Source organism: Bacillus sp. JJ1122, from assembly GCF_036964885.1.
Classification (GTDB): Bacteria; Bacillota; Bacilli; order Bacillales; family Cytobacillaceae; genus Mesobacillus.
Map to the genome: position 1 here is coordinate 67,300 of NZ_JBALQL010000023.1, position 20,778 is coordinate 88,077.

General features: G+C 43.4%; 18 protein-coding genes. 12 read left to right on the plus strand and 6 right to left on the minus strand.

The features are described 5' to 3' along the window. Positions 1-316: 316 nt before the first annotated feature. The 3 genes from V7201_RS13475 to V7201_RS13485 all read left to right on the plus strand — a co-directional run bounded on the left by V7201_RS13475 (position 317) and on the right by V7201_RS13485 (position 2,868). Positions 317-1,633 carry an HD domain-containing protein gene (locus V7201_RS13475; protein ID WP_335377261.1) on the plus strand — a complete coding sequence of 439 codons (1,317 nt, stop codon included), beginning with the start codon at positions 317-319 and terminating at the stop codon, positions 1,631-1,633. A gap of 18 nt (positions 1,634-1,651) precedes the next feature. After that, a complete protein-coding gene (locus tag V7201_RS13480) occupies positions 1,652-2,164 on the plus strand; it encodes a YwgA family protein (RefSeq protein ID WP_335377262.1) in 513 nt (170 codons plus the stop codon). Between the two features lie 221 nt (positions 2,165-2,385). After that, complete coding sequence (locus V7201_RS13485) at positions 2,386-2,868, plus strand: NUDIX hydrolase (protein ID WP_335377263.1); 483 nt, start codon at positions 2,386-2,388, stop codon at positions 2,866-2,868. A 48-nt stretch (positions 2,869-2,916) separates the two neighbouring features. On the opposite strand, the gene V7201_RS13490 is transcribed toward V7201_RS13485, so the two are convergent. Then, positions 2,917-3,102 carry a 2-hydroxymuconate tautomerase gene (locus V7201_RS13490; RefSeq protein WP_335377264.1) on the minus strand — a complete coding sequence of 62 codons (186 nt, stop codon included), beginning with the start codon at positions 3,100-3,102 and terminating at the stop codon, positions 2,917-2,919. A 154-nt stretch (positions 3,103-3,256) separates the two neighbouring features. On the opposite strand from V7201_RS13490, the gene V7201_RS13495 reads away from it, so the two are divergent. Both V7201_RS13495 and V7201_RS13500 read left to right on the plus strand, forming a co-directional pair. After that, positions 3,257-3,895 (plus strand): site-2 protease family protein, encoded by a 639-nt coding sequence (locus V7201_RS13495; protein ID WP_335377265.1) that lies wholly within the window; start codon positions 3,257-3,259, stop codon positions 3,893-3,895. 136 nt (positions 3,896-4,031) lie between these two features. Beyond that, positions 4,032-4,544 (plus strand): YwhD family protein, encoded by a 513-nt coding sequence (locus V7201_RS13500; protein WP_335377266.1) that lies wholly within the window; start codon positions 4,032-4,034, stop codon positions 4,542-4,544. A 258-nt stretch (positions 4,545-4,802) separates the two neighbouring features. On the opposite strand, the gene V7201_RS13505 is transcribed toward V7201_RS13500, so the two are convergent. Continuing rightward, the gene (locus tag V7201_RS13505) at positions 4,803-6,866 is read right to left on the minus strand and encodes a transglycosylase domain-containing protein (protein ID WP_335377267.1); all 2,064 of its coding nucleotides are present in this window, start codon (positions 6,864-6,866) and stop codon (positions 4,803-4,805) included. Between the two features lie 294 nt (positions 6,867-7,160). Between V7201_RS13505 and speE the strand changes: the two genes are divergently transcribed. From speE to V7201_RS13520, 3 genes are all read left to right on the plus strand, one after another. Further along, positions 7,161-7,988 carry a spermidine synthase gene (gene speE / locus V7201_RS13510; protein WP_335377268.1) on the plus strand — a complete coding sequence of 276 codons (828 nt, stop codon included), beginning with the start codon at positions 7,161-7,163 and terminating at the stop codon, positions 7,986-7,988. Between the two features lie 121 nt (positions 7,989-8,109). After that, a complete protein-coding gene (speB, locus tag V7201_RS13515) occupies positions 8,110-8,982 on the plus strand; it encodes an agmatinase (RefSeq protein WP_335377269.1) in 873 nt (290 codons plus the stop codon). Positions 8,983-9,248: 266 nt separating this feature from the next. Next, positions 9,249-10,568, plus strand: a complete 1,320-nt coding sequence (locus V7201_RS13520; protein WP_335377270.1) for a short-chain fatty acid transporter — start codon at positions 9,249-9,251, stop codon at positions 10,566-10,568. A gap of 441 nt (positions 10,569-11,009) precedes the next feature. Here V7201_RS13520 and V7201_RS13525 read toward each other — a convergent pair whose 3' ends face one another. After that, entirely contained in the window at positions 11,010-11,162 is a 153-nt protein-coding gene (locus V7201_RS13525) for a DUF1540 domain-containing protein (protein WP_335377271.1), read from the minus strand. Positions 11,163-11,357: 195 nt separating this feature from the next. On the opposite strand from V7201_RS13525, the gene V7201_RS13530 reads away from it, so the two are divergent. Together V7201_RS13530 and argS are read left to right on the plus strand one after the other, a co-directional pair. After that, positions 11,358-11,801 (plus strand): DUF1934 domain-containing protein, encoded by a 444-nt coding sequence (locus tag V7201_RS13530; protein WP_335377272.1) that lies wholly within the window; start codon positions 11,358-11,360, stop codon positions 11,799-11,801. Further along, positions 11,798-13,468 (plus strand): arginine--tRNA ligase, encoded by a 1,671-nt coding sequence (gene argS / locus V7201_RS13535; protein WP_335377273.1) that lies wholly within the window; start codon positions 11,798-11,800, stop codon positions 13,466-13,468. The genes V7201_RS13530 and argS overlap by 4 nt, the downstream gene beginning before the upstream one ends. 100 nt (positions 13,469-13,568) lie before the next feature. Here the strand turns inward: argS and V7201_RS13540 are convergent, their stop codons facing one another. The 3 genes from V7201_RS13540 to cls all read right to left on the minus strand — a co-directional run bounded on the left by V7201_RS13540 (position 13,569) and on the right by cls (position 16,872). Further along, complete coding sequence (locus tag V7201_RS13540; protein WP_335377274.1) at positions 13,569-14,345, minus strand: CPBP family intramembrane glutamic endopeptidase; 777 nt, start codon at positions 14,343-14,345, stop codon at positions 13,569-13,571. A gap of 255 nt (positions 14,346-14,600) precedes the next feature. After that, complete coding sequence (gene uvsE, locus V7201_RS13545; protein WP_335377275.1) at positions 14,601-15,557, minus strand: UV DNA damage repair endonuclease UvsE; 957 nt, start codon at positions 15,555-15,557, stop codon at positions 14,601-14,603. A 115-nt stretch (positions 15,558-15,672) separates the two neighbouring features. Beyond that, entirely contained in the window at positions 15,673-16,872 is a 1,200-nt protein-coding gene (gene cls / locus V7201_RS13550; RefSeq protein ID WP_335377276.1) for a cardiolipin synthase, read from the minus strand. Between the two features lie 225 nt (positions 16,873-17,097). Here cls and V7201_RS13555 point away from each other — a divergent pair, with 225 nt between their 5' ends. Both V7201_RS13555 and V7201_RS13560 read left to right on the plus strand, forming a co-directional pair. Further along, complete coding sequence (locus tag V7201_RS13555; protein ID WP_335377277.1) at positions 17,098-19,209, plus strand: (Fe-S)-binding protein; 2,112 nt, start codon at positions 17,098-17,100, stop codon at positions 19,207-19,209. Between the two features lie 311 nt (positions 19,210-19,520). After that, entirely contained in the window at positions 19,521-20,708 is a 1,188-nt protein-coding gene (locus V7201_RS13560) for an acetyl-CoA C-acetyltransferase (RefSeq protein ID WP_335377278.1), read from the plus strand. Positions 20,709-20,778 lie beyond the last annotated feature (70 nt).

Sequence of the window (20,778 nt, forward strand, 5' to 3'; positions counted from 1 at the left end):
GAAGAAGACACAAGCGAATGGTCATAATAGAGGTTCTAACGACCACTCATGAGATAGAAAAACTAACGGATGGTCATTATATTTAACAAACCTTTTTCTTTTAAAAAGGAACTTGTTTACGGAATGCCGAAGAATGGAAAGAAGATAGTATGGTAAATTTTTTTATAGATTTTACTAAATCACCATGAACCCTGAAGAACTCTCATTTTGTTTAAATGAGGATGCAAAATTTGTAAAAATTTGCAGAAAATCGAGGTGATTTGGCGAATGAAACAAGCTATAATAATTAACAAGATGAACAGGAAGAAGGGGAACGATGGGATATTCGGAAGAAAAGCTATTTGAAGAAAAAGTTTTCAAAGATCCAGTACACCGGTATGTCCATGTCCGTGACCGGGTGATCTGGGATTTGATAGGAACGAAGGAGTTCCAGCGCCTTAGAAGGATCAAGCAGCTCGGCACGACGTACTTAACCTTCCACGGAGCTGAACACAGCAGGTTTAACCATTCGCTGGGCGTTTATGAAATTGTGCGCCGGATTGTCGACGATGCCTTTGCTTCCCGCCCTGAATGGGATCAGGGAGAGCGTCTCCTGTCGATGTGTGCTGCACTGCTTCATGATCTTGGCCATGGTCCGTTCTCACATTCGTTCGAGAAGGTATTCGACCTGGATCATGAGGAGTTTACAAGGGAAATCATCCTTGGGGATACCGAGGTAAATGAAGTGCTCACAAGAGTGGCGCCTGATTTTCCAAAGAAGGTCGCTGAAGTGATTGAAAAAACGTATGAAAATAAGCTTGTCATCAGCTTGATTTCAAGCCAAATTGATGCCGATCGGATGGACTATCTGCAAAGGGATGCCTATTTTACAGGAGTCAGCTACGGACACTTTGATATGGAACGGATTTTGCGCGTCATGCGCCCGAAGGAAGACCAGGTTGTCATCAAGCAAAGCGGGATGCATGCTGTCGAGGACTACATAATGAGCCGCTATCAGATGTACTGGCAGGTTTATTTCCATCCAGTCACACGAAGTGCCGAGGTCATTTTAACGAAAATCCTGCACCGTGCTAAACATCTTCATGAGCAAAATTACACCTTCAAACATAAACCGCTACATTTTTACTCAATTTTTGAGGACCGCTTGACGCTGCACGACTATTTAAAATTGGATGAAGCTGTGTTTCTCTACTATTTTCAAATTTGGGAAGAGGAAGAGGACGCGATCCTGAGTGATCTGTGCATTCGTTTCAATAACCGCAATCTATTTAAATATGTCGAGTTCGACCCTGCCAAAGAATACAAAAAGCTGGCGAAGCTTTCTGTATTGTTCGAACAAGCAGGACTTGACCCTGAATATTACCTGGTCGTCGACTCATCTTCAGATTTGCCATACGATTTTTACCGTCCGGGCGAAGAGGAAGAACGCCTTCCAATCCACCTGCTGAAGAAAAACGGGGAAATCCGCGAGCTTTCAAGAGAATCTGAGATTGTGGATGCCATATCGGGTAAAAGGCGGACAGACCATAAACTTTATTATCCTGCTGATTTTCTGGAAAAAGAAAAAGGACGTCCTGAAATTGAGCAGATCGTACAGATTCTTGAGCTGAACTTAGACAATGGGACCAATTGATACAGGAGTTGACGCGTTTTGTTAAAAGACCACGCTAAAATCATACATGCCATTTCAGTTTCTGGAGAGGTCATCGGCAGGAAGAAGCTTCAGAAAATGATTTATATCGCGAAGAAAATGGAGTTTCCGTTCCAGGAAAGGTTCCAGTTCCATTTCTATGGCCCTTATTCAGAAGAACTTACCTTAAGGGTTGAAGAGCTATGCAACATGGGCTTCTTGAATGAAGTGAAGGAAAAGAAGGGCGGCTACTACCAGTACCGCTATACATTGACAGAAGCCGGTCAGGAGTTTCTTGGTGAGAACAGCATCGAGATGCCTTACCTGGGCGACTGCCTGACTGACATCAACGACCAGAATGCGAGATTCCTTGAACTCGTATCCACTGTTTTGTATTTTGATAACTTGCCAGAGGACGAGGTTAAGGAAAAAGTGCAGACGGTGAAGAAGAGCCAGAAGTTTACTGATGAAGAGATTGCGGAAGCATATGCGTATATTGCAAGCTTGAAGCAAAAATCCAGACAGTTGATATAAGATAAATCGAGTATGAAGCCTTTATTGGTTTTATACTCTTTTTTTTGTTTTTGAAGACAAGTTAGAAGCCATTGGTGCCTAGTTGAAAGTATATCGGATGAGGGACCGCAAAAAGAGAGCTCAAGATCAATGCATCAAAAAAATTTGAATTGGAAGGAAAATACAGATGGGTGTGGCGAATGAATAGATAGCAGCAAAATGATTTTATGGGAGTGGGTTACATGCAGATGCCAACACATATCGTTGCGGTTGGTGGGATTGTCGAGAATGAAGAAGGAAAGATCCTTCTTGTTAAAACTCAGCATGGGGGTTGGGTTTTTCCAGGTGGGCAGGTAGAGGTTGGAGAAAATCTTCTGGATGCTCTCCGCAGGGAAGTGAAAGAGGAAAGTGGTATTGATATAGAGATTAATAACTTAATTGGAGTATATTCTAATACGGCAATACATAAGTGGTATGACGGGATCACCGATGTACCGACAAAATTGATGCTGGATTATGCTTGTAAGAATATTGGTGGGGAATTAAGTACTTCTGAGGAGACGACGGATTGTCGCTGGATCCATAGAGGGAAAGTGCTCGAATTAATTACTGGACCAGCTTACCGAACAAGATTCGAGGCTTATTTGAATTTTAACGGCTCTGTCACTTACATGGAATATGTAACCCACCCTCAGTTTGAACAAAAGCTAAGCACGCACATTTAAATTTAAAAAAGCTCAGAACTCGCTGTTCTGAGCTTTTAAAATATCTTTCTATTCGTCACTCAAACGCTTGCCGGCAACAGCATAATGATTCTTCGTCATTTCCTCGATGAACACAACGACTTTTTCTTTTGGTGCGCCAGTTGTTTCGCTGACTGCATCGGTTACTTTTTCAGCTAGAGCTTTCTTCTGCTCTTCAGAGCGGCCTTCAAGCATTTTTACAGTTACGTATGGCATGTGTTTTGCCTCCTTGAATGTGTGGATATGTAAATCTATTTTCAGTTTTTCATAATTCGCCAAAATGTGCAAGCAGGGCGGAAAGATTCACGTTTTCACATTCATTCAATAATAAGTTATACTTTAGAGAAAAGACAAAAAAGGGGAATGGCATGTGTTTTTACCCTATTCGTTAACTGAAATTCCTTATGTTGCTGTCGCGCTGATGATAGCCTTTACGGTGCATGAATTCGCGCATGCCTGGGTAGCGTATAAGTTTGGCGACACGACTGCGCAAAAGCAGGGAAGGCTGACGCTGAATCCAATTCAGCATTTGGATCCACTTGGAACGATTCTGATTTTCATTGCTGGTTTTGGCTGGGCGAGACCTGTCCCCGTGAATCGATTTATGTTCAAAAATCCTCGGCTTGCGGGAGTACTCGTTTCTGTTGCCGGTCCAATCAGCAACCTGCTACTAGTATTCCTTGCTTTCGCGATATGGTACATATACAGCGCCCTTGGATTGGCTGCTGGAGTACCACAATTTTTCCTTGATTTTCTCAATATATTCATAGGGCTTAACGCAATGCTGTTCGTCTTTAACCTCTTGCCGTTCCCACCGCTTGATGGCTACCGCATCATCGAGGACCTGGCACCGGCGAATATCAGGGCGAAGCTTACCCAGTACGAATCGTACGGATCGGTTATTTTCTTGATCCTGGTCATCACCCCACTTGACCAATATACAATCCAGCCGATTTTCCATTATGCGATACCAGCATTGCTGGATGGTATTCAGGGTTTGTTTAGTTAGGCTATTGAAACATTGGAAAAGCGAAAATTGCGAGTAGAGTGTTCCAATAAGGTCTATTGGAACATTGCGTAAGAGAAAATCGTGATTAGAATGTTCTAATAAAGTTCGAAAAGCGTTTTAAGGAGGTAATTTTCACATGGAAGAGAAAAAAGGCAAAAATATTGGTTTCAATATTATTAAAAATGATCCGATGGATGGACATAAGGGCTTCGGAAAGGGCGTTCTTACTTTAGATAATGTTTCTCCGGTCATCGTTGATGTTGATGCGGGTGAGGCTACAGTTGATGTGGGAGCGATGCACGCGAGGAGTGTTGTCGAAAAGGGCATCAAGTTTCTCCCGGACCGCAATGAAGTTCCAGATGCGAAGCTGTATTGGGTTGTTTGGGTGACGATTGACAGGAAGGAAGAGGGTCCGTACTATGCTGGGGTTACAGCGTGCGAAATGACCGTCAACCGAGAAATTCGCCGCGGCTATAAATTGCTGCCTGAGCATGTGAACCGTCTTGATAAGTCAATCAAGCGTCATATCATCGTTGAACATATGGATGACAAATCCAAAAAAATCCTTGCCGATTATTTGAAAAACCACGATCCGGGAATGTGGGAGAGATCCGAGGAGAAATTGAAGGCAGGTTTATCCGCAGAGTAAAAGGCTTCTTTTAACCAAATTATATAAGTTTCACTGTTTGGATAAATATCCCTTAAATTTGTCGAAATTGTGACATTTTTTCTAGTTAACAATATCTGGCTTGCTCACTTTGAATAAAAAAAGTAAACTTATAACAGCGTAAAAACACATTTTATGCTAGGACGAGAAAAACCCCGGGAGCATGCTTCCGGGGTTTTTCTTTGATTTAGGGCCTTTTTTGGCGATTTTTGTCGTTGACAAGGTATGTTAACCAGATGTTTAGTTTCCGAATAGCCGTTTATACCAAGGTTTCTTTTCTTTTTTCTTTTCTGTTTTTTCTTCTTTAGGCTTTATGTCATCGAGATGGTCTGTGCAATATTCTGTTGGCTCGGTGCCGGCCTGGAAGTAAGTGAGTCGTTTAACTGGGCAGCCATCGGCAGCGAGCTTTCCGTTGGCAGGGTCGACATACACAGCGACTGTGCCTTTTGCGGCTTTGAATTTCTTCGCAGGCTCATTGTCGAGTGATTTTTCCATGAAATCAAGCCAAATATTCTTTGCGTATGATTTTTCTGCTGGCAGCTCGATTGGCTTGCCTTTGTCGTACCCCGTCCATACTGCAGAGACGAGCTGGGGAGTGTAGCCAATCATCCAGCTGTCTGTTTCGGTCGTTCCTGATTTTGCCGCATATGGGCGTGTCATTTTCTTGATCAGCGTACTGCCAGTAACGGAAGCGTATCCGTTCAGCTTTTTATCAAAAATTCCAGTCAGCATCTGGGTCATGACCGATGCTACTGCAGGCTTCAATACCTCGGCATCTTCAGGCTGGTATTCATAGATAATATCCCCTCTATGGTTCTCAACCCTTGTGATCAAAACGGGCTCCACTTTTTTGCCGCCATTGGCCAGCATACTGTAGGCATTGGCCATTTCAATTACCCTCACCCCTGATGTACCAAGAGCAAGTGATGGAACTTTTGCCATTTTCGTTGTGAGGCCAAATCGTTTGGCAGTTTCAATTAAGGTTTCCTCACCAAGGAATAGATGTGTTTTCACTGCATAGACGTTATCAGATAGTGCTAAAGCCTGGGCCATCGTGATATCAGCGTTTGCATATTTGTTGTTAAAATTGTGCGGTGTATATTCAGAGCGATCGTCATCAAACTTGAATGTAGTCAGCTGGCTCTTCATGGTCGTTGATGGTGTGAAGCCATTTTCCAGGGCGGCATAATAGAGCAGCGGCTTCATTGTAGAGCCTGGCTGTCTGACGGCCTGGACGGCCCGGTTAAATGGACTTTCCTCGTAATTTCTTCCGCCAACAAGTGCCTTGACATACCCGTTTTTGGGGTTCATGGCGACAAGCCCGGCCTGGATATCTGAGTCAGATGAAATCATGTTGCTGATTGTTTTTTCTGCGATCTCCTGCTGATCCAGATTAAGAGTCGTATATACCTTCAAACCACCCAGGGAAATCGTGCGGTCATCGAAATTCAATGAATTTTTCAGCGCATTCCTGACTGCATCCTGGAAATACGGTGCCGATCCAAGTTGGTCATTCTGATGTTTGCCGACAAGCTGCAGTTTCTCTATTTTGGCTTTTTCTGCCGTCAGCTCATCTATGAACCCATTTGCCTTCATGGTGTAAAGAACCGTCTGCTGACGCTGCTTTGCTTTTTCCATGGAAGCAAAAGGGGAATAAATGTTAGGGCCTTTCGGGATTCCTGCCAGCATGGAAGCTTCCGCCAGGGATAAATCCTTCGCGTCCTTGCCAAAATAATAACGGCTTGCAGCCTGGACACCATATGCACCATTGCCATAGTAAATGGTATTTAAATAACCTTCGAGGATCTCATCCTTCGAATAATTCATTTCAAGCCTTAATGTATAAAACGCTTCAACCGCTTTTCGCTTCCATGTTTTTTCATGGGCCAGGTAAAGATTCCTTGCGTATTGCTGGGTAATCGTGCTGGCTCCCTGAACCTTTGACATCGCCTTTACGTCAGCGAGTGCAGCCCCGGCAATCCGTTTATAATCAAAGCCGTTATGAGCAAAAAAGCTTTTATCTTCTATAGATACCGTGGCATCAATCAGATGCGGTGAGATATCTTTTAACGAAACCCAATAACGCTTCTGTCCAGAATTGCTCTCGCCGATGACAGTGCCATCGTCAGAAAAATATAAGGTCGATTGGGGCACCGCGAGTGGCGGAGGTCCCTGCAGTTTGGCGTAACCAATCAGAGAAAAGTAAAGGACGGTGGCTAAGGCCAAGCCTGCAAGCCCAAAAAAGATGAGTGCCCGCAAATATTTAATTGTTTTGCGAAACCGCTGGTCGGTCATCAGCTCCATGCTGCTTTCCCCCTCAAAAAGATAGATACTATCAGTATGAAAGAAAATCGCAAGTTTTAAACATTTAAGAAGCTGAGAATGAAATTTTACTTGCAATTTTGCTAGATTCAACTATACTTTTTCTGATGTTTGTATTTGTGATGTTGGGGAAGTATAAAACTAAATGTGCAAGCGATTCATTTTGAAAATAGATAATACGGGGCGTAAGGTCTTGCAGTGTTTCAGGCTTTGTCCATGCATGTAAAATTTCGCCGCATCATAACGGAAATTTTTTTGCCGAAAGGAAGGATATTAATGGGTCTTTGGTTTACAGAAAAGCAGACAGAAAACTTTGGTATCACAATGAAAGTGAACAAGACGTTACATACAGAGCAAACGGAATTCCAGAAGCTTGATATGGTGGAAACAGAAGAGTGGGGCAATATGCTATTGCTCGACGACATGGTTATGACATCTGTAAAGGATGAGTTCGTCTACCACGAAATGGTTGCGCATATTCCATTGTTCACACACCCTAACCCTGAACAAGTTTTGGTTGTAGGCGGCGGTGACGGCGGCGTAATCCGTGAAGTCCTTAAGCACCCTAGCGTGAAAAAAGCAACTTTGGTTGATATCGATGGAAAAGTAATCGAGTATTCTAAAAAGTACCTGCCTGAAATCGCTGGAAAGCTTGATGATCCACGTGTTGATGTTCAGGTTGGTGACGGCTTCATGCATATTGCAGAAAGCGAAAACCAGTATGATGTCATCATGGTTGATTCTACTGAACCCGTTGGACCAGCAGTGAACCTGTTCACAAAAGGCTTTTACGCTGGAATTTCCAAGGCGTTGAAGGAAGACGGCATCTTTGTTGCACAGTCTGATAACCCTTGGTTCAAGGCTGACCTGATCCGCAATGTTCAAAAGGACGTGAAGGAAATCTTCCCGATCACTCGCCTGTATGTTGCGAACATCCCAACATACCCAAGCGGAATGTGGGCATTCACTCTAGGTTCAAAGAAGCATGATCCGCTTGAAGTAAGCGAAGACCGCTTCCACGAAATCGAAACAAAATACTACACGAAAGAGCTTCACAAAGCAGCTTTCGTCTTGCCTAAATTTGTTGGCGATCTTTTAAAATAAGATTTGAATAGTGGGCTCCGGCGTTGCTGCATGCTTCTGCCGGGTTCGCCCAGTTTAAGGCTTCCCGGTTATTCGGGGGCCATTTTAATGTGGACTAACAATAGTGAAAGAGGTGTTTGGAATGCGTTTTGATGAAGCATATTCTGGTAATGTATTTATCGGGAGCCATTCAAATTATATGGAAAGCAAGGCAGTTCTTTATGGTATGCCAATGGACTGGACTGTCAGCTACCGCCCGGGTTCCCGTTTTGGCCCTACCCGTATCCGCGAGGTATCCATCGGGCTAGAAGAATACAGCCCGTATCTTGACCGTGAAATAGCAGACCTTAATTATTTCGATGCAGGCGATATCCCGCTTCCTTTCGGGAATGCACAAAAAAGCCTTGATATGATTGAAGAATTCGTCGATAAGCTTTTAGCGGCTGAAAAATTCCCGCTTGGAATGGGTGGAGAGCACCTTGTTTCATGGCCGGTTATGAAAGCTGTAGCGAAAAAATATGAGAATCTGGCAATCATCCATTTTGATGCACACACAGATTTGCGCGAGCATTATGAAGGGGAGCCTTTATCTCATTCAACGCCTATCCGCAAAATTGCTGAGCACATTGGACCTAAAAATGTGTATTCTTTCGGAATCCGTTCAGGCATGAAGGAAGAATTCGAGTGGGCGAAGGAAGTCGGCATGCACATTTCAAAGTTTGAGGTTCTTGAGCCTTTAAAAGAAATTCTGCCTACGCTTGCTGGCCGTCCGGTTTATGTCACAATCGATATCGATGTCCTTGATCCAGCGCATGCGCCTGGAACAGGCACAGTCGATGCTGGCGGCATCACTTCAAAGGAATTGCTTGCATCCATCCATGCAATCGCAAACTCAGAAGTGAACGTAGTAGGTGCTGATTTAGTAGAAGTAGCACCAATTTATGATACATCCGAAATGACATCAAACACTGCAAGCAAAATCATCCGTGAAATGATGCTTGGGTTTGTGAAGTAAATATGAGAAATGAAGCTGCTTCCTTTTTATAAGGGGCAGCTTTTCTAATTTGGCTGAGTTAAAGCCAATGATAATTTTTAGCAACTGTTGATTGGAAGAATTCAAAAGCTAAGCCGATTTATTTGATTTCTATGGTCAAAACAACCGGAATAAAAGTCGCCAAACTTAAACAAAATGTAAAATCGCTTACTTTTAGAAGGAATATTCAAAATTATCGAGAAAATATAATGCTTATGAGTGTTACTACATAAAAGGAGGTAAAAAGAATGAAAATGTTGGTTTCATTTTTCAATCGCTTAATGCAGCGTTATCTGCCTGACCCATTTCTGTTTGTCATCATATTAACTTTCGTTGTATTCGGGTTAGGTCTTATTTTTACAGATAACGGTCCGTACCAGATGGTGCAGCATTGGGGCAATGGGTTCTGGGGTCTATTGGTTTTCACCATGCAGATGGTTCTCGTTCTTGTAACGGGCCATGTGCTTGCCAGCAGCCCGATTTTTAAAAAGGGATTAGGTGCACTAGCATCACTTGCGAAATCTCCTGGTCAGGCAATTATCATCGTCACATTCGTTTCGATGATTGCAAGCTTAATCAACTGGGGATTCGGGTTGGTGATTGGAGCACTATTCGCAAAGGAATTAGCGAAAAAAGTTAAAAATGTCGATTACAGACTTTTAATTGCAAGCGCTTACTCTGGTTTTGTCGTCTGGCATGGAGGAATCTCAGGTTCCATTCCGCTTACGATCGCAACAGAGGGCCATTTTACCGAGAAGATGATTGGAATTATTCCAACTGAACAGACGATTTTTTCGGGTTTCAATCTATTCATTGTCATTGCATTGCTGATCATTTTGCCAATCGTAACAAGAATGATGATGCCATCTAAAGAAGAAACGGTAACGGTGGATCCACTGATTTTGGAAAATGATGTTCAGGCTGCAGCGATCGAGCAGGGAGTCATGACTCCTGCAGAGCGTCTAGAAAATAGCCGCATCGCGTCTCTATTGATTGGGGTCTTTGGACTTGTATTCTTATTTTATTATTTCGCGAACAACGGTTTTAAATTGAATCTTGATATTGTTAATTTCCTGTTTTTATTCCTGGGGATTTTGTTCCATGGGACTCCAAAGCAGTTCCTTGACGCCGTATTGAATGCGGTAAAAGGAGCAAGCGGAATCATTGTCCAGTTCCCTTTTTACGCCGGTATCATGGGAATGATGACAACATCGGGCCTTGCTGCCGTCATCTCAGAAGGCTTCGTCTCAATTTCAAATGAATTTACCTTCCCGCTGTTCACCTTCCTGAGCGCTGGATTGGTTAATATATTTGTCCCATCAGGCGGAGGGCAATGGGCTGTCCAGGCTCCTATTATGCTGGAGGCCGCTCAAACGATGGGTGTTTCCATCCCGAAAACGGCGATGGCTGTAGCCTGGGGTGACGCATGGACCAACCTGATCCAGCCATTCTGGGCACTGCCTGCATTGGCAATCGCGGGGTTAAAAGCGAAGGACATCATGGGGTATTGCGTCATTACGCTGATTGTCAGCGGTATTGTCATTTCTGTAGGGATGTTGTTTTTCTAGATTTGTATTTTTTAAAAAGGGGATATGTGTCTAGATAAGAGGAGAAGCGAGATGCTTCTCCTTTTAAAGTTGGAAAAAAACAGAGGTTTTTTCCAGTTCGCGGGATTTCGACAAGGATTTGCGGAATCGAGGAGGTAACTTGCGGGATTTCGACAAAAAGTTGCGTAATCAAAAGGGTTCCTTGCGGGATTTCAATAAAAAGCTGCGGAATCAAAAGCGTTCCTTGCGGGATTTCAATAAAAAGCTGCGGAATCAAAGGGTTCCGTGTGGGACTTCGACAAAAAGCTGCGGAATCAAAAAGCGTTCTTGCAGGAACTCCACAAAATCATGTGGAATAACATATTTCTTCTTAAAATGCAGCCACGTATATGGCCGACTCTCCACCTATATTTTCAACAAACGAAAAAACTGGATAGCAATAAGCCATCCAGTTTACTAAAATTACATTTTTTCAAAAGTATCACAAATTGTTTCGCGCTCGTTAGCTGCTTGTCTGCCAGTATTGGCGATCACTTTAATAGAATCAGCCACACATTGGTCGCCTTCTGCCCAGTATTTACAGTTTTCTACTTCGCATTTAACTTCGATTTTCATGTAGGCCACCTCCTTAAAAGGTTTTAATAATTTATACCCGGGTTGGAGGCTCTATAATCCTATACACCTATTCCTAATTTTGGTTGGTTTAAAAGTAGGAAATATGCAGAGAGATTCCCTGCGAACCTTGCACTTTCAAAGGAGAATATTTATACTTATAAAGTTATAATAAGAGTTGAAAAGGGCGTGTGATCGATGTCGATTGAACCCGCTGATCAAATACCTGTTAGGGTGACGGTTAAGACGGCTATTTATAGTGGCAGTGAGAAGGAGACTTTTGAATTGACCACTTTTGGCCGATACTATAAAAAAGCGAGCAGCTCGTACCTCCAGTATGATGAAGTGATGGAGGAAGGGGATGTTCATACGACTGTGAAAATATCGGGAAATGAAGTACTGATTTTGCGGAGCGGTGCGATTAAGATGAGGCTTCATTTTCTGCTGAATAAAAAGACTCCTGGCAATTATAAGACGCCGTATGGTGTGCTGGAAACCTCGGCGCTCACAAAACGGCTTGATACTGATTTTAATGAAGAAAAGCTGGAGGGCCATGTGGATTTGCTGTATGATTTGGCCATTCAGGGCTCGAATGCAGGTACATACCATATGACGATTAATTATAAGGAGGAAGCCAAATGAATATAGTTGAACAGGTTCAATTGAAGCTGAAGGAAGAAATCAAGCAGGCTGCCATCAAGGCTAATCTTGCGGAGGAAGCGCAAATTCCTTCTGTCGTGCTTGAAACACCAAAGGAAAAGGCACATGGGGATTACTCTACGAATATGGCGATGCAGCTTGCGCGTGTTGCAAAGAAGGCACCTCGTCAGATTGCAGAACTGTTGATCGAGAATTTTGATAAAAGCAAGGCATCCATTGAAAAAATTGAAATCGCGGGGCCAGGCTTCATCAATTTTTACATGGATAACAGTTATTTGACCGATTTGATTCCGGCGATCCTTGAAGCTGGCGACAACTACGGGGAATCCAAGGTTGGCAATGGCCAGAAAATCCAGGTCGAGTTCGTTTCAGCTAACCCGACTGGTGACCTGCATCTTGGACATGCACGCGGCGCTGCAGTAGGCGACTCATTGTGCAATGTGCTTTCAAAAGCTGGTTACGATGTTTCACGCGAGTATTACATCAACGATGCCGGCAATCAGATCAACAATCTTGCGTTGTCTGTTGAAGCTCGTTACTTCCAGGCGCTTGGCATGGATAAGCCTATGCCTGAGGATGGCTATCACGGTGAGGACATTATTGGAATCGGCAAGAAGCTTGCTGAGGAATTTGGCGACAAGTATGTCAATGTTCCTGACCAGGAGCGTTTTGATACATTCCGTGAATACGGCCTGAAATATGAAATGGCAAAACTGAAGCAGGACCTTGAGAACTTCCGCGTGAAATTTGATGTGTGGTATTCAGAAACTTCGCTTTACCATGATGGAAAAATAGATGTAGCATTGGATGCTCTTCGTGTCAATGGCCATATTTATGAGGAGGACGGTGCAACATGGTTCCGTTCGACTGAGCTTGGCGATGACAAGGACCGCGTGCTGATCAAGCAGGATGGCTCTTACACATACTTGACTCCTGATATTGCTTACCATAAGAACAAGCTTGAACGCGGCTTTGAAAAATTGATCAACATCTGGGGAGCAGACCACCACGGCTATATCCCTCGTATGAAGGCGGCAATCCAGGCGCTTGGTTACGAGCGCGATACGCTTGAAGTTGAAATCATCCAGCTTGTTCACCTTTATAAAAACGGCGAGAAAATGAAGATGAGCAAGCGTACTGGTAAGGCTGTTACGATGCGTGATCTGATTGAAGAGGTAGGTCTTGATGCAGTTCGTTACTTCTTCGCGATGAGAAGTGCGGATACGCATATGGACTTTGACCTTGATCTGGCCGTTTCCCAGTCGAATGAAAACCCAGTATTCTACGCGCAGTATGCACACGCACGTATTTCAAGCATCCTGCGTTCAGCTGAAGAACAGGGCTTCACAGTCGGAAAAGATGCAGATTTCAAATTGATTGAAGCCGAGAAGGAAATGGACCTGCTGAAAAAGATTGGCGAATTCCCTCTTGCGGTTGCAGAGGCAGCTCAAAAACGCATGCCGCACCGCATCAGCAACTATATTTTCGAACTTGCATCAGTGTTCCACAGCTTCTACAATGCTGAAAAAGTATTGGATATGGACAACAAAGAAAGAACACAGGCTCGCCTGTCCCTGATCAAGAGTGCCCAAATCACGTTGAAAAATGCACTGGCTTTGATTGGTGTATCTGCACCTGAAAAAATGTAAAATCTCATCTTTACTCATAAAAAACGCGCGAGTTCCCAGCTGGACTCGCGCATTTTTATAACCAAATTGTTTAGTGATATATCATGATAAGGAATTTAAATTATAGTTCAATTCCCTTTTTTAATCCCGAGTCTGCATTATTATCAGCAGCTGGCTTTAAGACTAACTTTGAATAGATAGATACAAATATGAGGAAAATCGCCATCGTTAAAATGTAAGTCCAGTCAGTTGTATGGTCAATAATAATTAAATCACTCATATTTCCAATTTGACTTTTGAAAAGTGAAATTGTGTTCCAACCCCAGTGACATCCTATTGTAAACCAAAGGGAGCCAGTTACTGCAAAAGGAATCGCGTAGGTTAACCCCATTAATAAAAGCATGATCCATTGAGTATAGCCATCATCGATTCTCCAAATGTGATTAAGCACATAAATAACGGATGAGATTCCCACTAATGTTGCGGATGAAAGTTTTCTTGGAAGGTACTTAAAAACATAACCACGCGTTAAGATATCTTCACTTGCAGAGGAAAGAAAGGTAAGTAGAATTATTCCTAGTAAAGGAAGGATCATTTGTTTGATGGAGAAAAAGCCATCAAAATAAATTTTGCCTGAAATTACAGATACAATAACGCTTCCTCCATAAAATAATACGCCTAATAAATAACCTGTAATCAAATACCTAGAAGCATTTTTATTTCTTTGCAGACCAAAGGCAGATATTCCTTTTTCCCCAAGTGATTTTGCAACTATTTGTGCGACTATAAAAAATAATAGAAAACTACACAAGATAAAAATAGGATTAGTGCCTATTATTTCTGAGGTGTGATATGCAGCAAATAAAATAATAAAGCCCAGAAATGTTTTGAGTTTCATAAAAATACCCACTTTATTGAATTTTAATTTTTTTTATTTACCTGTTGATTTAGGCTGCAGGCTTTCAGCGGGATACTGCCCCTGCAGCAGACTAAGTAAATAATTGTAATTTTAGCATATTCTTCCTGTCGACGCGTGAAAAAGCAGTGCGATTTCGTATTTATATACGAATCACACTGCTTATATAGTTGTTTTTATTCACTTTTGATTTTGCTGCTATAAAAAAGAAACAGTTTTGGTTAGCAGTCATTTAGATTATTTCCACTCCAAAACAGCCCCGCCAATCCGCTTCACACCGCGGATTTTTGCCAAATCCTCAACCAAAGCGAGCGCAGCCTTATCCTTCGTTTTCGCTTCAATCATGAAATCGACGTCCTGGCCGATGCTGCGCAAAATAGCAATCAAAGGCAGGATGAAATCAGGATCAACGTAATCCGCATGTGAACGGTACGCTTTCTCCGATTTAGGAGAGGAGATATGGATTTTTGGCTTCAAGCCTGTCCGAGACCATGTCTCAAAGCCAACAGGCAGAATATTCTCGAGAGTTTCTTCACAGAGGTTCGCCATATGATGGTGATAATCAAACATGAACGGCACATCTTCCTTCACGCAGGCGGCGAGTGTTTCTTCTGCATTATACGTTTTGTCGTCATTCTCCAGTGTGGTGATTTTCTTTATATGAGCAGGGAGCTTCGCGAAGTTTTCATGGAACCGCAAAATGGTTTCTTCCTTGTTCCCATAGGCTCCGCCAATATGGATATTGATGATTGCCTCGTTTTCCAGTCCCATCGCTTTTAGCATTCCATAATGATATTCCATGTCCAGAACTGCATTTGCTGTCACTTCCTCCCGAGGCGAGGTGAAAAGCGTGAACTGATTCGGATGGAAGCTTGTCCTTATTCCGTGCTTTTTCACAAGGTCTCCGATTTCCAGCCACTTATCGCGGAAAGGCGTAACATAATCCCAGTTCACTTCTGGATGCGTCGCCAGCGGGGCAATCGAGCTTGAGAACCGGTAAAGCGGGATATCGTGAGCGATATTGTAATGGATCATTCTTTCTGTGTTTAACAGGTTTTGGTACGTCACGGAAAGCAGCTTGTCATGACGCTCCTCCTTGGCCAGCTGTCCGTAACGCGCAAACGTCAATGCCTTCGACGGGGAAGCATCCCATAAACTGATGGCAGTAGAGACATATCCAAGCCGAATAATCATAATGAAACTCCTTCATTGACCGCAGCAACAACGTTTGGCTTCGGTTATTTTTTGAATTGCTTAAAAAGGCTGTTTTTAAATGAATAGTTGGAAAGCCAAATAAACGAAAACAGCCTTATAAAAAGTAAGAAATCGTCCGTGCAGCCTTTTCCTTCACGGAAAGGAGCATGTTAACCCGATTCAGTTCCTGAAGTGTCGCCTTTTGGGAATTTAAAATATCCTCTGTAATGATATGATTCATTTTTTTAATAAAAACGGGATCATGAATCAAACAGTTCAATTCATAATTAAGGAACATGCTTCTTTTATCAAAATTTGCCGTTCCTGCGTCACAAACTTGATCATCGATAATAATGACTTTTGCATGGTAAAAGCCTTTTAAATATTGGTATACATCTGCTCCTTCCTTGATTAGCGTCCTTAAATAAGGAAGGGAGGCTTCTTTTACTAGAATATGATCTGCTTTGTGAGGGACGAGAATCGTGACAGCGACACCTTTTTTTAGTGCATCCAGTAAAAGATTAAAAATTCTCTTACTTGGAATGAAATAAGGGGTGCCAATGAAAATCGATTTTTCAGACTCGGTGATCAGATTTGCAATAAGTTCCTCGAGCAGAATTCCTTCAGTAGGCACCAGCCGTTGACGGATTGACCCTTTTTCCAAAGGCGGAAAATAAGCCTTGTCATGCAGGAGATTTACCTTAGCAGCTGCGCGCCAATCCTCGAGAAATTCTTTTTGCAGGTCCATGACTCCTTCGCCAGTCATTTTTAAATGGTAGTCCCGCCATGGTGACAGCTTTGGATCCTGATCATAATATTCCTTGCCGATATTAAAGCCCCCAAGATAACTGAGACGTCCGTCAATGACAGTAATTTTACGATGGTTCCGCACTTGCGTAGAGTAAAAAAGGAATGGGAATTTCGGTGTTTGCGAAAAAGCGAATTCTACACCAGCATCCTTCAAGGATTGGATCGATTTACGCTTCAATCCGCTGCCAACCCAGTCGACTAGCAGGCGGACTTCAACTCCTTCTTTAGCTTTTTCTTTTAAAATTGAAAGAAACTCCTGGCTTATTTTATCATCCTGAACAATGTAAAACAGAATATGAATGTGCTGTTTTGCTTTTTTTATTTCTGCAAAAAGGTCATGGAACAATTCAGGACCTTTTGCAAAAATAGCGAGATCACTATTCCTCATAGGTAAAACTTTTTTATTTACGTTCGACAGATGCTTTTTTCTTCCGAGCATGAAGTCTGCATACAACCACAAGGCAAGCCCTGCTACTATCCCGAGTACAATCCATCCAATTTCCATAGCGATCCGGCTCCCTTTACAGTATTTATTTTATCTTTGCCGAAATCGCATGTTATATGTTATGTTCCTGTAAAAGAGGGAGAATAAACAATTTTCAGAAATGAAAGGAAATAAGTTGACTGAATGCTCATTCATTATATAATGGTATTAAAGATAAATTCAGAAAATTGGTTTGTTTAGAAATTTTCATCCAACAAAATAGCATCGAAAGGGGTAAACGATTTTATGAACGGTCTGCTTTGGATCAATCTTATCGCGTTCTTGCTTGTAACCGCTTACGCAGTCAGTTTGTTCGTTTATGTGGTCAAAACGAGAATTGAATACATCAAGCTCGGCAAAAAGTCGGAGTTTGATGATGATGTAAAAGAACGTGTAAGAAGAATCTGGGTACATGTATTTGGCCAGAAAAGACTTTTGAAAGACAAAAAAAGCGGTATTATCCACGTTATGTTTTTTTATGGATTCATTCTTGTCCAGTTCGGGGCAATTGATTTTATTTGGAAGGGCTTGAACCCAGGCTCTCATCTGCCGCTTGGACCTCTGTATCCAGGCTTCACGTTTTTCCAGGAAATCGTGACATTGACGATCCTTGTTGCAGTCGTATGGGCATTTTACCGCCGTTATGTTGAAAAGCTTGTCCGTTTGAAGCGCGGCTTTAAAAACGGTCTTGTTCTATTGTTTATCGGCGGATTGATGCTTTCTGTGCTTCTTGGCAATGGGATGGGCATGATCTGGCATGGGCATGAAGGCACATGGACAGAGCCAGTTGCTTCACTGATTGCAACCGCATTCAGGGGAATTCCTGAGGCGGCAGCCATCACGGTTTTCTATATCGCATGGTGGATTCACTTGCTGTTCCTGCTAGCATTCCTCGTGTACGTGCCGCAATCGAAGCACGCGCACTTACTCGCAGGTCCTGCCAATGTGTATTTGACTAAGGTCGATTCTCCAGGAAAGATTAAAAAGATTGATTTTGAAGACGAGACTCAGGAAACTTTCGGTGCCGGTAAAATCACCGATTTCAATTATGAACAAATGATCGATTTCTATGCCTGCGTTGAATGCGGCCGCTGTACGAATATGTGTCCGGCAACTGGCACAGGCAAAATGCTGTCACCAATGGATTTGATCGTCAAGCTCCGTGACCATTTAACACTGCACGGTGCTGCTGTCACTTCCAAGCAGCCATGGGTGCCAACTTTTGCTTTTTCAAACACCAAGGGCAATCAGATTGCATTGGCAGCTGCTGGCCAGGGGGCAAATGAAGCTGCTGCAGGTCTTGCCTACAGCCCAAGCATGATTGGGGATGTCATCACAGAAGAGGAAATCTGGGCTTGTACGACATGCCGTAACTGTGAAGACCAATGTCCAGTTATGAATGAGCATGTTGACAAGATCATCGACCTTCGTCGTTACCTTGTATTAACAGAAGGCAAAATGGATGGTGACGCACAGCGTGCAATGACGAATATCGAGCGCCAGGGCAACCCTTGGGGCTTGAACCGCAAGGAAAAAGAAGACTGGCGCGAGCTTCGCGACGATGTCGTTGTTCCAACGGTAAAAGAATTGAAAAAAGCGGACGAAGAGTTTGAATACTTATTCTGGGTTGGCGCGATGGGTTCCTATGACAATCGCAGCCAAAAGATCGCCCTATCATTCGCTAAGCTTCTGAACGAAGCAGGCGTTAAGTTTGCGATCCTTGGAAACAAGGAAAAGAACTCCGGCGATACACCGCGCCGCCTTGGCAATGAGTTCTTATTCCAGGAGCTTGCGACAAAAAATATCGAAGAATTTGAAAAAAATGAAGTGAAGAAAATCGTTACGATTGACCCTCACGCATACAATATCTTTAAGAATGAATATCCTGACTTCGGGCTTGAGGCGGAAGTTTATCATCATACAGAACTTCTTGCACAGTTAGTGAAGGAAGGAAGACTTGTTCCGAAGCATGCATTGAATGAGACCATTACTTTCCATGATTCTTGCTACCTTGGAAGATACAATGAGGTCTATGACGCACCTCGTGATATTTTAAAGGCAATTCCTGGGGTAACTTTGAAGGAAATGGAACGAAACCGCGATACTGCAATGTGCTGCGGCGCCGGTGGCGGCTTGATGTGGATGGAAGAAGAAACAGGGCACAGGATCAACGTTGCCCGTACAGAACAGGCATTATCAGTGAATCCTTCCGTCATCAGCTCCGGATGTCCATACTGCTTAACGATGCTTTCAGATGGAACGAAGGCAAAGGAAGTAGAAGAAAACGTCGATACTTTGGACGTAGCAGAGCTGCTTGAAAAATCAGTTTTTGGAGAACTAAAACCACTCGTATCATAAGATGAATCAATACTAACACCTAAATAGTAGAAGTTGACTCACATGAAAAATTCGATGAATCTGTTTGAATTTTTAGCAAAGTGTTTCAATTTCTACTATTTTTAAAGTAAAATGAATAGTATGATAAAGCGCTTACATCTTTGGATGCCGAATCGGCAAATCAACCTCTTAGAAATTCTTCAATTTTTACATTTCATTTAAAAGTTTATTTTTTTAGCTAGTTATCGAGCGAGCGTTCAGTCATCATCAAGCTTCGTGGATATGGACTTACTTTTTTCACTAATTAATAGATTAGCAGGGGAGAGATGATCATGGGTAAAACAGTCATTTTAGCAGGGGCAAGAACACCTTTCGGCAAGCTTGGGGGAGCGCTGAGCGGTTTTACTGCAGGCCAGCTTGGCGGTATCGCAGTAAAAGAAGCGCTGGCACGCGCAGGTGTTACTCCTGAGGAAGTAGGCGAGGTCATTCTTGGAACTGTGCTTCAGGGAGGGCAGGGGCAGCTTCCTTCACGACAGGCAGCGAGAGAAGCAGGTCTCCCTTGGGAAGTGAAGACGGAAACGGTCAATAAGGTATGTGCTTCTGGTATGCGCAGCTTGACGATTGGCGACCAGATCATCCGTGCAGGAGACGAGGAAGTCATTGTCGCAGGCGGAATGGAATCGATGAGCAACGCACCGTACCTTCTGCCAAAGGCGCGCTGGGGATTAAGAATGGGCGATGGCCAGGTGAAGGACTTGATGATTCACGATGGCTTGACTTGCAGCTTCAAAGGCGTGCATATGGGCACATACGGTAACGAAGTCGCAAAAGAATTGGAAATCAGCCGCGAGGAGCAGGACGAGTGGGCATACCGCAGCCATCAAAGGGCAATTGAAGCAATTGAAGCAGGAAAGTTTGCTGAAGAAATTGTTCCTGTTGAAGTGCCACAGCGAAAAGGCAATCCGGTTCTTGTCGAGCATGATGAATCGCCAAGGAAGGATACTTCACTGGAAAAGCTTGCGAAGCTGGGATCCGTATTCAATTCGGATGGTACGATCACGGCCGGCAATGCACCAGGAGTCAATGACGGTGCGGCGGCCCTCGTGCTGATGAGTGAAGAGCGTGCCCAGCGTGAAGGCAAAACACCACAGGCAGTCATTCTTGGTCATGCAGCGATTGCGACTGAAGCGAAGGATTTCCCGAAGACTCCTGGATTGGTGATTAACGAGCTGTTGAAAAAAACAGGGAAATCCCTTGAGGAAATTGATCTTTTTGAAATCAATGAAGCCTTTGCAGCGGTTGCTTTAACGAGCGGACGCATCGCGAACCTTGATCCTGAGAAGGTCAATGTGAACGGTGGTGCGGTTGCGCTTGGACACCCGATTGGAGCGAGTGGGGCGCGCATCATCCTTACCTTGATGCATGAACTGAAGCGCCGCGGTGGCGGGGTCGGCATTGCGGCGATCTGCAGCGGTGGTGGCCAGGGAGACGCGGTGATGATCGAGGTTCCTAATCAATAGGCTTCTGGATTAATAATTGGATTTGGAATGGTGATTGGGAGGGCAGTTTGATACTGTCCTCCGTTGATAT